The sequence below is a fragment of the Pseudomonas sp. NFIX28 genome (assembly GCF_900107395.1).
In the GTDB taxonomy this organism is placed as follows: domain Bacteria; phylum Pseudomonadota; class Gammaproteobacteria; order Pseudomonadales; family Pseudomonadaceae; genus Aquipseudomonas.
Map to the genome: position 1 here is coordinate 1 of NZ_FNPW01000020.1, position 9,808 is coordinate 9,808.

Below are 9,808 nucleotides of genomic sequence, written 5' to 3' on the forward strand. Positions count from 1 at the left end.
GGCGCCTGCTGCGCAGTCGATCGCAGCCTCGCGGTGCTCGGCAGCGGCTACGGGCGGCTACAGGCGGGCTTACCAGCTGACGGTATTCAGGGCGTCGGCGAAGACCTTGAGTTTGGGCGAGTACTGGCGCGACGGCGGGTAGACCAGCGACAGCGCCCGGCTGCGTCCGGAGAAGGCCTGCAGGATCGGCACCAGGCGGCCGTCGGCGAGGGCGTCGTCGACGGCGAAGTTCATCAACTGGGCGATGCCGAAGCCCCCCAGCACACCGTCCACCAGCGCGTCGCCGATATCGAAGATCAGCCGGCTGGGCACGCTGACATCGCGCACCTTGCCGTCGCGCATGAATTGCCAGTCCACCAGGCGCCCGCTGCGTAAATTGCGCACGGTCAGGCAGTTGTGCTGTTGCAGCTCTTCCACCGTCTGCGGCGTGCCATGGCGCGCCAGGTAGGCCGGGGACGCCACCGTGACCCAACGCAGCGGCGCCAGGGGCCGGGCAATCAGGCGCTGGTCCTGGATCTCGCCGGTACGCAGGATGGCGTCGAAGCCTTCGTCGACGATGTCCACCAGCCGATCGGTCATCACCGCTTCGATGCTCAGGTCCGGGTATTGCTCGGTCAGGCGGCCGATCAGCGGCATCACCACTTTGCGTCCGAACAGCGATGGCGTGCTGATCTTCAGCAGCCCGGTGGGCGAGTCGCGGCGGTCCAGCAGCAGGCTTTCGGTCTGCGCCAGTTCGGCCAGCAGCGGCGTGGCGCGCTCCACCAGCAGTTGGCCGTCCGGGGTCAGGCTGACGCTGCGGGTGTTGCGTTGCAGCAGGCGCACGCCCAGTTGTTGCTCCAGGCGCGAAATGGCCCGCGACAGGCCGGACTGGGTCAGCCGCAGATCGCCGGCGGCGCGGGTAAAGCTGCGGGTCTCGGCGACCCGGACCAGCAAACGAACGGCATTCAGATCCATGATTAAAGTCATCACTGAAAGAGCAATGACGGTATTTATCATCTAATCGGCATCAAAGAAACTGAGGGTCCTGGATTCATCCCCTTTATTTTCCACACAAGGACTCGACGTGATGCCCGCCACCTCTTCAGCCAGGCCGTCAGGCTGGATGCTGCTCCTGCTGGCCTGCGCGCAGCTGATCATCGCCCTGGACGCGACCATCGTCTTCGTCGCCTTGCCGGAGATCGGCAGCCACCTGGGGTTTTCCGCGCAACAGCTGCAATGGGTGGTCAGCGCCTACAGCGTGGCCTTCGGCGGCTTCCTGCTGCTGGGCGGTCGGGCGGCCGACCTGTTGGGCAAGCGGCGTTTCTATATCGTCGGGCAAAGCCTGTACGCCCTGGCTTCGCTGGCCGGCGGCCTGGGCGGCAGCGCGCTGCTGCTGGTGCTGGCGCGGGCGGTGCAGGGTGTCGGCGGGGCCATGCTGTTCCCGGCGACGCTGGCGCTGATCAACAGCCATTACGCCGAAGGGCCGGCGCGCAACCGGGCGTTCGCGGTGTGGAGCGCGGCCTCGGCGGCGGGCCTGGCCCTGGGCGCGTTGCTCGGTGGCGTGCTGACCCAATGGTGGGGTTGGGAGGCGGTGTTTCTGGTCAACGTTCCGCTGGCTGGGGCCTGTGCCTTGCTGGCCCGACGCTGGATTCCGGCCGATGGCCAGCGCGAGCATGGCCGGCGTTTCGACCTCAGCGGCGCCTTGACCGTGACGGTGGGCGGCACGCTGCTGGTGTTCGCTATCGTCCAGGGCCCGGAATGGGGCTGGAGCGCCCCGGCGACCCTGGGCTGCGGGGCGCTGGCGCTGTTGCTGCTCGGGGTGTTTGTGTGGATCGAGCAGCGTGGCCACGACCCGCTGATGCCGCTGCGCCTGCTGGCCCATCGCGAGCTGCGCCTGGCGATGTTCCTTACGGCCTTGTTCATGAGCAGTTTCGGCGTGCAGTACTACTTCCTCGCCCTGTACTTCCAGCAGGTCTACGGCTACAGCGTGCTGCAAAGCGGCGTGGCGTTTTTGCCGGCGACACTGCTGTGCACCGTGGGCATCTGGCTGGCCGAACGTTCGTTGCTGCGCTTCGGGCTGCGGGCGACCCTGGTCAGCGGCTTGCTCCTGGGCGCACTGGGCATTGGCGGGGTGTATGTGGCGCTGCCCGACGGGGCGGGTTTCTGGAGCCTGATGCCGGGCATCGTGGTGCTGAGCATCGGCCAGGGCATGACCTGGACCGCCATGTGGGTTTCGGCCGGGCAGGGCATCGCGCCGGGCGAGCAGGGCGTGGCGGCGGGTATTGCCTCCACCAGCCAGCAGATCGGCGGCGCGCTGGGGCTGGCGCTGCTGGTGTCGCTGGCCAACGCCGGGCTGGGCGGCTCACCGGCGGCCGGCATCGAGCAGGCGGTAGGCGCCAGCGCCTTGCTCGCCTTGCTGGGGGCGCTGTTAGCCATGCGTTTGCGGGTGCCGACAGGCCAAGGCCTGACGGCAGCCGCCGAACGCGGTTGAGTGGCAGCAGATGACGGTGCTGTAGCCGCTGCCGAGCACCGCGAGGCTGCGAACCAGGACGCAGTCCTCGCCAAGCCTGCGCATGCGGTTTGCCTTGAGAAACGCATTGCCCGTCTTTACGGCCGCTGCGCTGCCGATCGCAGCCTCGCTTCGCTCGGCAGCGGCTACAGAGGCTCAACCCCGGGGCAACTCAGATCCACACGTCATTGGCGGCGGTGCGCTCGCCGCCTTCTTCGCCGGTGTTGCGCACGCCCTTGGGTTCGATCAGCAGCAGTTTGACCTCCTGTTCGGCGTACGGCTTGTGTTTCATGCCCTTGGGCACGACGAACATTTCGCCCTGGTTGATCGTCACCTGGCCGTCGGTGAAGTCGATGCGCAACTGGCCTTCGAGGACGATAAAGGTCTCGTCGGTGTCCGGGTGGTCGTGCCAGATGAAGTCCCCTTGCAGCTTCACCAGCTTGAACTGGTAGTCGTTCATTTCGGCGATCACCCGGGCTTGCCAGTGATCGTCGAACAGGCTGAGTTTGTAAGCGAAGTTCAGGCTCTGATAGGGGATGAGCGCGGGGCTGGCTGGGCGCATGGTGCGGTTCCGTAAAGAGGGATCAGGTCTCCAAGGTAAGCAGCGCGGCGCCGAGGTTCTTGTACGATTGTGCGTGCCGGGCGACGTTCAGCGGCCGTGCATTTTCAACCAGCGCGCCGGCGGCAGGCCGTAGGTCTTGCTGAACTGCCGGGTCATGTGGCTCTGGTCGGTGAAGCCGGCCAGCAGCGCCGCGCTGACCAGCGGCTGCCCTTGCAGCAACAGCGCCCGGACCAGGTCCAGGCGGCGCATGGTCAGGTAGCGATAGGGGCTGGTGCCGAACAGCAGGCGGAAGTCCCGCGACAGGCTCCAGCGGTCGCGGCCGCTGTGGCTGGCCAACTGGTCGAGGGTGACGCTCTGGTCCAGGGCGCTGTGCATGTATTCGCGCGCCCGTTCCGCCGCCTGGTAGTCAAAGCGCTGCCTGGGCCGGGACACCCCCGACACGGCATTCAGCGCGTGGGCCAGGTCGAACAGCGCGTCTTCCTGTTCCAGCGGGTCCAGCGGGCTGTCCATGCTGCGCAGCAAGGCATCGGTGGCGGCGAACAAACGTGGGTCGGTGGACAGGCCGTCCTTGATGAAGGGCAGCGGCTGGCCGCCGAGGATCTGCTGGATCAGCGCCGGTTCGATGTAGAGCATGCGGTAATGGAATCCGTCCTGGGTGCCGGCTTCGCCGTCATGGACTTCATCCGGATGCAGCACCATGGTCCCGCCCGGCAGGTTGTGGCGCCAGCCGCCGCGGTACTGGAAGCTCTGCACGCCCGACAGCGTGCGGCCGATGGCGTAGGTGTCGTGACGGTGCAGGTCGTAGCCATGCCCGGCGAAAAACGCCTCGATACGCTCCAGCCCACGGGCGGGAGGCGCGCGGTGAACCCAGTCTTTGCGGGGGGCGGGCTTGCCCATGGAGCTGTCCTCGACACAACGTCAGGCCCGTACGGTAACCCAGGAGGGCGCACCTGTCTTCAGCGCGTCATCCGCCCGCGCCGGCTTTCCTGGCCTCTTTGCCGAGGGTGCCGAACTCGATCGGCGTCTTGATGTAGAACAGCGCAATGTCCTCGTCCTCCAGGCGTTCGAACAGCCGGGCCGACTCCTCTTCGGAGAGTGCCAGGCGGACCTCGATGGGCTGGTCGGCCAGTTCGAAAAAGTGGGCGGAGTGCAGCCGGCCGGTGTGGCCGAAGCCTTCGATGGCGGTACTCATGGTCGCGCCGCGCAGGCCCAGTTCATTGGCCAGGTCGACGAGCCAGTCCCCCAGCATTTTGCCGTGGTAGCGGCGATTCTGCTGGGTGAAGAAAATCACCAGGAAACCGTTCATCAGCGTTCTCCAATGGCCTCCATTACTTTCAGCATAGCCCCGGGGGTAGGGCGGGAGTGCTATGTCCAATGTCGTTCTGCCGGGCGGGATACGGACCCGACGCAGGGTCAAATCCAAGGTCTGCGGCTCGGGCGATCTGCCAATACCTGGAGTGTCAGCCGGGCGATCTGTTGATCCATGAGCCCGAGGTGGAGTAGCGTCAGCGTCCTCCCTCATGGCTGCCATCTATAGTCGTTCGGGCAAATGGCTGGACCGTTCTGCCGGCAGTTGCTACTTGCTGTTCGGCGCCCATCTGATGACCAATCGCTGAAACCGGGCTGGGCACACTCCATGGATTTTCAGGGTCAGGAGACAGGACATGAGCTTCACTTTTCGCCCCGTGCAGGATCGGGATGTTCCACGGATCTGCGGTTTTGCCCGTAATCCCGACGAGTTGTTTTTCTTCTTTCCGGCGGCCACCTGGCCGCTGACCCACGAGCAACTGCGCGACTCCATTGCCCAGCGATCCGATTCGACGGTGATCGAGCGGGACGGCCAGGTGCTGGGTTTCGCCAACTTCTACCAATGGGGCACCCACGGCACCTGCACCATCGGCAATCTCATCGTCGCTCCCGAGGCCCGCGGCGTCGGCGTCGCCGGGCAGCTGATCGGCGAAATGCTGCGCATCGCCCGGGACAAGCACCAGGCCGCGCAGGTGACCCTGTCCTGCTTCAATGACAACGTGGCGGGCCTGCTGCTGTATCCCAAGCTCGGTTTCGTGCCGTTCGCCATCGAAGAGCGCCGGAACAAACAGAATCAGCGGGTGGCGCTGATTCACCTGCGACATCAGCCGGCTTGAGCGGTCCGATACAAACGCTGAACCACTTTTTTAACGGGAACGAACCATGAGCAAGCTGCGGGTCGGGATTATTTTTGGTGGCCGTTCGGCCGAACACGAAGTGTCGCTGCAGTCGGCGCGCAACATCGTCGATGCGCTGGATCGCGAGCGCTTCGAACCGGTGCTGATCGGCATCGACAAAAACGGCCATTGGCACCTCAACGACACCTCGAACTTCCTGATCAACCAGGAAAACCCGGCGCTGATCGCCCTCAACCAGTCCAACCGCGAACTGGCGGTGGTGCCGGGCAAGGCCAGCCAGCAACTGGTGGAAACCTCCAGCCAGGAACTGCTGGGCCATGTCGATGTGATTTTCCCCATTGTCCACGGCACCCTCGGCGAAGACGGCTGCCTGCAGGGCCTGCTGCGCATGGCCGACCTGCCGTTCGTGGGCTCCGACGTGCTGGGTTCGGCGGTGTGCATGGACAAGGACATCAGCAAGCGCCTGCTGCGCGATGCCGGCCTGGCGGTGACGCCCTTTATCACCCTGAACCGGGCCACCGCGGCGCGCACCGACTTTGCCCAGGCGCAGGGCAAACTGGGCCTGCCGATGTTCGTCAAGCCGGCGAACCAGGGCTCGTCCGTGGGCGTGAGCAAGGTCACCAGCGAGGCGGAATACAAGGCGGCCATCGAGCTGGCGCTGGGCTTCGATGAAAAGGTCCTGGTGGAGTCGGCGGTCAGTGGTCGTGAAATCGAATGCGCGGTGCTGGGCAACGATCAGCCAATCGCCAGCGGTTGTGGGGAAATCGTCGTTGGCAGCGGTTTTTATTCCTACGACAGTAAATACATAGACGACCAGGCGGCCCAGGTGGTGGTGCCGGCGGACCTCAGCGAAGAGGTCAGCGAGCGCATTCGCGCCCTGGCTGTCGAGGCGTTCCAGGTGCTGGGCTGTTCGGGGCTGGCGCGGGTCGATGTGTTCCTGACCCAGGGCGGCGAAGTGCTGATCAACGAGATCAACTCGCTGCCGGGCTTCACCCGCATCAGCATGTATCCAAAGCTGTGGCAGGCCGCGGGCATGACCTACAGCGAACTGGTCAGCCGCCTGATCGAGCTGGCGCTGGAACGCCATGCGGCGCGCCAGGCATTGAAAATCAGCCGCTGAACTCCGGAGTGAACAATGAGCGTTGCCACCCAAGCGTCGGAGTACCTGTTTTCCTACGGCACCTTGCAGGACAAGGCCGTGCAACTGGCCAATTTCGGTCGCGAACTGGAGGGCAGCGCGGACGCGCTGCCAGGGTATGAACAGGCCTGGGTGCAGATCACCGACCCCCAGGTGCTGGCCACCAGCGGCAAGACCCATCATCCGATCCTGCGCCCGGGTAGCGCGGCCAGCGCGCCTATCCCGGGGACGGTGTTTCGCCTTACTGCCCAGGAGCTGGCCGCGGCGGACAGCTACGAGGTGGCGGACTACAAGCGCGTGAGCGTGGTGCTGCAGTCCGGGATCGAGGCGTGGGTGTATGTGAGCGTTTAAGGCCTGGGGTCAGTTCACAGTGGTAGCCATGGAGTAGAGCATCGTGCACCACAGCGTTGCCCCGAGAGCCATGAACACATAGTTGATCGGGGTGAACCGGGCGTTGCTTTCGCCCTGCGGGTCACCGGCGGCAGCATTGAGGCCGCGCTGGCCCTTGAAGGTCACCAGCGCCTGGATCGGCAACAGCGCCACGCTGGCGATATCCAGCCACAGATTGTCGGGATGCCTATTGGACATGCCATCGAGGCCGTGGCTGATCAGCAGTATCACCACGAACTGCGAAGCCAGGTCCCACGGTAGCCAGTCATGGCGACGGCCGTTTTTCTTGATCAGGGTATTGGCTTCGCGGTACAGCGCGTGGGTGTAGAACAGCATGAATATCGCCCGGGCGATGGGCCACATGGGTTGTCCGCTGGCCTGCTTGAATTGCTGCCAGTTCTTGTAGGCCCAGTACAGCAGGTAGAGGCCGAAGGTCAGCATGAACAGGGTCATGAACTTGGTCTTGGACACTACGTAGAAAGGGCGCTGTACATCGCTGGCGGTGGCCAGCCGGGCTTGAGGCGGGGCATAGGTCTTGTCAGACACAATCATTCCTTTGTGGGTCTACAGGGCGCGCAAGATTAACCCGGTGCGGCGCCAGGGACCTATCGGGATAAATCTGAAGATGCGGTTTCAGGCACGCCCGATCCAGGAGTACTGGAAGGACTTTTCTTCGCCCCGGTGGCCGCGACGGCGATAGCTGGCCAGGGTCGGGCTGGAGCAGTAGGTGCAATGCTCGCAGTGCTCGATCTGTTCCTCATCGATGCCCGCCGCGCGCAGCAGGTTCAGGGCATAGAGGCCCAGGTCGAACCACAGCGAGTCCGGCCGGGTCGGCGCTGGCGGGGCAATCTCCGGAGGCAGCTTTGGCGCTGGGCGTGCCTGGCTCCAGGGTGTCTGTTCCTCTGACCACAGATGGCCTTGGGTGGCCGCCAGGGTGGTGATGAACTCCGGGCTGACTTCGTAGCAACAAGGCTTGATCGACGGGCCGAACGCCACGCGCAGTTGATGGGCGGCGATGCCCTTGGCGGCGAAGTGTTGCAGCACATTATCGATGATGCCGCCGTGCAGGCCTTTCCAGCCGGCATGGACGGCGGCGACCCACGAGGCGTCATCGCTGCTGATTAGCAGCGGCAGGCAATCGGCGGTAATCACGGCAATAGGCCGTCCCGTGCGGGTAAACACCGCATCACCGCGGATGATGCCACTGGGCAGGGTCGTGCTGGCCTCGACCACCTCGCCGGTATGGGCCTGGGAGCAGAAGAACAGATTGGCGGGCTTTGACGCCCCGGCACGCGAAAACTCGTGACGGATGCCCGGTATCTGCTTCAACACTGGCGCCTGGAAACTCATCGGACCTTCGCTCTGTTGCCGTGGACTGCCACAGAGCATAGCGGGATCATGAGTCCTTTTGCTGACAGCGAGCGGTCAGTTGGTCGGCTGGCCTGCTCGGGCCTTCTGAAATCATCAAAGGCTGGAGTCTATGGGGGATCAGGAATAACCCCCGCCAAGGGCGAGGGTGCAAGGCCTGAGCCATGGAAGCCTGATCGAGGGGCGAACTGCTCAGACCGATTTCACCGGCTTGATCAGGCTTTCGGCGGGGATGCCGAACAGTTGGTGCAGTTTCCAGATCATTGGCAGGGTCAGGGCGCGTTTGCCGTTGAGCACTTCGTAGACCCGGTTGGTGCGGCCGATGGCCGGTGCCAGATCGGCGGCCGAGAGGCCCGATTGCTCCATGCGGAACTTGATGGCGTCGATCGGGTTGGGCAGGTCGATTGGGAAGTGCTTGGCTTCGTAGGCTTCGATCAGGGTGACCATCACGTCGAAGTAGTCGCCTTCTGCGGTGCCGGGTTCGGGCTCGTTATCGAACAGCACCGACACTTGCTTGAGCGCCGCGCGGTAATCCTGATCGGTGTGGATGGGGCGAATCTGCATGGTCGTTACTCCATTTCAACGCGGTCGGCGTCGATGGCGTCGTACTGCTGGTGAGTGCCAACGAACTTGATGTAGAGGGCGCCAAAGCGGTAAGCCACGGCGACTACCAAGCGATAGTCATTGCCTTTGATGTTGAACACCACGCGACGGCTTTTAAGAATGCTGGCGCTGCAAAACTGCTCCTTGATCTGTGCCGGGTTGGACCAGTTGGCATTGCGCGCTTCATCTATCCAGGCCAGAAGCGGTTGTTCCACATCCGGGTGCTTTTCCCAGAACGTCTTCAAATGACTGACGGCGATAATCCTCATGGCTCGAATCCTAGTCCCGTCGTGGGACTTAAGCAATGGAGTGAGAGAGCAAGGCGATGGACGGACAGCAAACGATGCTGCCCGTTCCACAGGTGTTGCCCGGTTTCAACCAGCGCCTGCTGTCATCGCGGTGTGCACATCATCCATCACCGCTTTACCCATCTCACCCAGGTAATGTGCCGCCCAAGCATAGCGGTCCGTCTGCGGTTCCATGGCCGCATCCAGGCTCAACTGTTTTGCCAGATGTAGCAGCAGCGAGGCGTGTTCCAGGGCGTCGGCCAGGGGGACGTCGGCGTTGACCCGCAGCAATGGGCGTTTACCTTCGCCACAATTGGCAAAGGTTATTTCGCCGAGGGTGTGCAGGGAGGAAGGGGACGGATTGAGGGTGTGTTTCATGGTGAACCTCCTTGATTCGAAGAATCATCACCGTCTGCCGCCAAACAGATCAGGGTGACGGGTTACGCAGGATTGGCGGACCGGGAATCAAGGCAACCGGCGAACCCGAAGGTTCTCCCACGCAACCCGTCATAACGCAGGTATGCGGGCGCAAAAAAAAGCGCCTGCAAAGGTGGGGGCGCTTGTGCGCCTCGATTCTATCAGGCCGCCAAGCCTGTTCGCTGGTTTTGCAGCGATGGTCGAACCATAGGGTGGAAGAGATGGAGTCGCAACGCTGTTACTGCGACATTCTGTGACTGTGGGATGTGCGCATTTCTTGAAGCCATGAAGGATTCTGTAGCCGCTGCCGAAGGCTGCGATAAGGCCCGAAGGGCCTTCGGCGCCAGTAAGATCGCTGCGCCCGTTCCGGTCGATCGCAGCCTTCGGCAG

General features: G+C 63.7%; 15 protein-coding genes and 1 pseudogene. 6 read left to right on the forward strand and 10 right to left on the reverse strand.

Annotated elements, in window-relative coordinates:
• Nucleotides 1-69: 69 nt before the first annotated feature.
• Nucleotides 70-954 carry a LysR family transcriptional regulator gene (locus BLV20_RS27650; RefSeq protein ID WP_092305555.1) on the reverse strand — a complete coding sequence of 295 codons (885 nt, stop codon included), beginning with the start codon at nucleotides 952-954 and terminating at the stop codon, nucleotides 70-72.
• 112 nt (nucleotides 955-1,066) lie between these two features.
• Here BLV20_RS27650 and BLV20_RS27655 point away from each other — a divergent pair, with 112 nt between their 5' ends.
• Complete coding sequence (locus tag BLV20_RS27655) at nucleotides 1,067-2,470, forward strand: MFS transporter (RefSeq protein WP_092305556.1); 1,404 nt, start codon at nucleotides 1,067-1,069, stop codon at nucleotides 2,468-2,470.
• A gap of 190 nt (nucleotides 2,471-2,660) precedes the next feature.
• Here BLV20_RS27655 and BLV20_RS27660 read toward each other — a convergent pair whose 3' ends face one another.
• The 3 genes from BLV20_RS27660 to BLV20_RS27670 all read right to left on the reverse strand — a co-directional run bounded on the left by BLV20_RS27660 (nucleotide 2,661) and on the right by BLV20_RS27670 (nucleotide 4,356).
• Complete coding sequence (locus BLV20_RS27660) at nucleotides 2,661-3,050, reverse strand: cupin domain-containing protein (protein WP_092305557.1); 390 nt, start codon at nucleotides 3,048-3,050, stop codon at nucleotides 2,661-2,663.
• An 87-nt stretch (nucleotides 3,051-3,137) separates the two neighbouring features.
• The gene (locus BLV20_RS27665) at nucleotides 3,138-3,947 is read right to left on the reverse strand and encodes an AraC family transcriptional regulator (RefSeq protein WP_092305558.1); all 810 of its coding nucleotides are present in this window, start codon (nucleotides 3,945-3,947) and stop codon (nucleotides 3,138-3,140) included.
• Nucleotides 3,948-4,014: 67 nt separating this feature from the next.
• Nucleotides 4,015-4,356: a DUF190 domain-containing protein gene (locus tag BLV20_RS27670; RefSeq protein ID WP_092305559.1), complete on the reverse strand. Its 342-nt coding sequence runs from the start codon at nucleotides 4,354-4,356 to the stop codon at nucleotides 4,015-4,017.
• Nucleotides 4,357-4,424: 68 nt separating this feature from the next.
• Between BLV20_RS27670 and BLV20_RS27675 the strand changes: the two genes are divergently transcribed.
• The 5 genes and pseudogenes from BLV20_RS27675 (at nucleotide 4,425) to BLV20_RS27690 (ending at nucleotide 6,704) form a co-directional block, all read left to right on the forward strand.
• Complete coding sequence (locus tag BLV20_RS27675; RefSeq protein ID WP_256577894.1) at nucleotides 4,425-4,553, forward strand: helix-turn-helix domain-containing protein; 129 nt, start codon at nucleotides 4,425-4,427, stop codon at nucleotides 4,551-4,553.
• 5 nt (nucleotides 4,554-4,558) lie between these two features.
• Nucleotides 4,559-4,666: pseudogene (locus BLV20_RS31190) on the forward strand (lysine transporter LysE); the annotation flags it as partial.
• A gap of 48 nt (nucleotides 4,667-4,714) precedes the next feature.
• Entirely contained in the window at nucleotides 4,715-5,194 is a 480-nt protein-coding gene (locus tag BLV20_RS27680; RefSeq protein ID WP_092305560.1) for a GNAT family N-acetyltransferase, read from the forward strand.
• Nucleotides 5,195-5,240: 46 nt separating this feature from the next.
• Entirely contained in the window at nucleotides 5,241-6,335 is a 1,095-nt protein-coding gene (gene ddlA, locus BLV20_RS27685) for a D-alanine--D-alanine ligase (RefSeq protein ID WP_092305561.1), read from the forward strand.
• Between the two features lie 15 nt (nucleotides 6,336-6,350).
• Nucleotides 6,351-6,704, forward strand: coding sequence for a gamma-glutamylcyclotransferase family protein (locus tag BLV20_RS27690; protein ID WP_092305562.1), 354 nt, complete (start codon nucleotides 6,351-6,353; stop codon nucleotides 6,702-6,704).
• Nucleotides 6,705-6,713: 9 nt separating this feature from the next.
• Here the strand turns inward: BLV20_RS27690 and BLV20_RS27695 are convergent, their stop codons facing one another.
• The 6 genes from BLV20_RS27695 to BLV20_RS31610 form a co-directional block, all read right to left on the reverse strand.
• Entirely contained in the window at nucleotides 6,714-7,289 is a 576-nt protein-coding gene (locus BLV20_RS27695; protein WP_092305563.1) for a hypothetical protein, read from the reverse strand.
• Between the two features lie 87 nt (nucleotides 7,290-7,376).
• Nucleotides 7,377-8,093: a purine nucleoside phosphorylase YfiH/LACC1 family protein gene (locus BLV20_RS27700; protein WP_092305564.1), complete on the reverse strand. Its 717-nt coding sequence runs from the start codon at nucleotides 8,091-8,093 to the stop codon at nucleotides 7,377-7,379.
• A 210-nt stretch (nucleotides 8,094-8,303) separates the two neighbouring features.
• Complete coding sequence (locus BLV20_RS27705) at nucleotides 8,304-8,675, reverse strand: helix-turn-helix domain-containing protein (RefSeq protein WP_038575839.1); 372 nt, start codon at nucleotides 8,673-8,675, stop codon at nucleotides 8,304-8,306.
• Nucleotides 8,676-8,680: 5 nt separating this feature from the next.
• Nucleotides 8,681-8,983 (reverse strand): type II toxin-antitoxin system HigB family toxin, encoded by a 303-nt coding sequence (locus BLV20_RS27710; protein ID WP_092305565.1) that lies wholly within the window; start codon nucleotides 8,981-8,983, stop codon nucleotides 8,681-8,683.
• A gap of 105 nt (nucleotides 8,984-9,088) precedes the next feature.
• Nucleotides 9,089-9,379, reverse strand: a complete 291-nt coding sequence (locus BLV20_RS27715) for a DUF3077 domain-containing protein (RefSeq protein WP_092305566.1) — start codon at nucleotides 9,377-9,379, stop codon at nucleotides 9,089-9,091.
• A 129-nt stretch (nucleotides 9,380-9,508) separates the two neighbouring features.
• Nucleotides 9,509-9,808: hypothetical protein (locus BLV20_RS31610; RefSeq protein WP_218190316.1), on the reverse strand; the 300-nt coding region annotated here is incomplete at its 5' end.

Excerpts from the sequence above, each read along its gene's own strand:
- BLV20_RS27650 (WP_092305555.1), bottom strand. The coding sequence starts at position 954 with ATGGATCTGAATGCCGTTCGTTTGCTGGTCCGGGTCGCCGAGACCCGC.
- BLV20_RS27655 (WP_092305556.1), top strand. The coding sequence starts at position 1,067 with ATGCCCGCCACCTCTTCAGCCAGGCCGTCAGGCTGGATGCTGCTCCTG.
- BLV20_RS27660 (WP_092305557.1), bottom strand. The coding sequence starts at position 3,050 with ATGCGCCCAGCCAGCCCCGCGCTCATCCCCTATCAGAGCCTGAACTTC.
- BLV20_RS27665 (WP_092305558.1), bottom strand. The coding sequence starts at position 3,947 with ATGGGCAAGCCCGCCCCCCGCAAAGACTGGGTTCACCGCGCGCCTCCC.
- BLV20_RS27670 (WP_092305559.1), bottom strand. The coding sequence starts at position 4,356 with ATGAACGGTTTCCTGGTGATTTTCTTCACCCAGCAGAATCGCCGCTAC.
- BLV20_RS27675 (WP_256577894.1), top strand. The coding sequence starts at position 4,425 with ATGTCGTTCTGCCGGGCGGGATACGGACCCGACGCAGGGTCAAATCCA.
- BLV20_RS27680 (WP_092305560.1), top strand. The coding sequence starts at position 4,715 with ATGAGCTTCACTTTTCGCCCCGTGCAGGATCGGGATGTTCCACGGATC.
- ddlA (WP_092305561.1), top strand. The coding sequence starts at position 5,241 with ATGAGCAAGCTGCGGGTCGGGATTATTTTTGGTGGCCGTTCGGCCGAA.
- BLV20_RS27690 (WP_092305562.1), top strand. The coding sequence starts at position 6,351 with ATGAGCGTTGCCACCCAAGCGTCGGAGTACCTGTTTTCCTACGGCACC.
- BLV20_RS27700 (WP_092305564.1), bottom strand. The coding sequence starts at position 8,093 with ATGAGTTTCCAGGCGCCAGTGTTGAAGCAGATACCGGGCATCCGTCAC.
- BLV20_RS27705 (WP_038575839.1), bottom strand. The coding sequence starts at position 8,675 with ATGCAGATTCGCCCCATCCACACCGATCAGGATTACCGCGCGGCGCTC.
- BLV20_RS27710 (WP_092305565.1), bottom strand. The coding sequence starts at position 8,983 with ATGAGGATTATCGCCGTCAGTCATTTGAAGACGTTCTGGGAAAAGCAC.
- BLV20_RS27715 (WP_092305566.1), bottom strand. The coding sequence starts at position 9,379 with ATGAAACACACCCTCAATCCGTCCCCTTCCTCCCTGCACACCCTCGGC.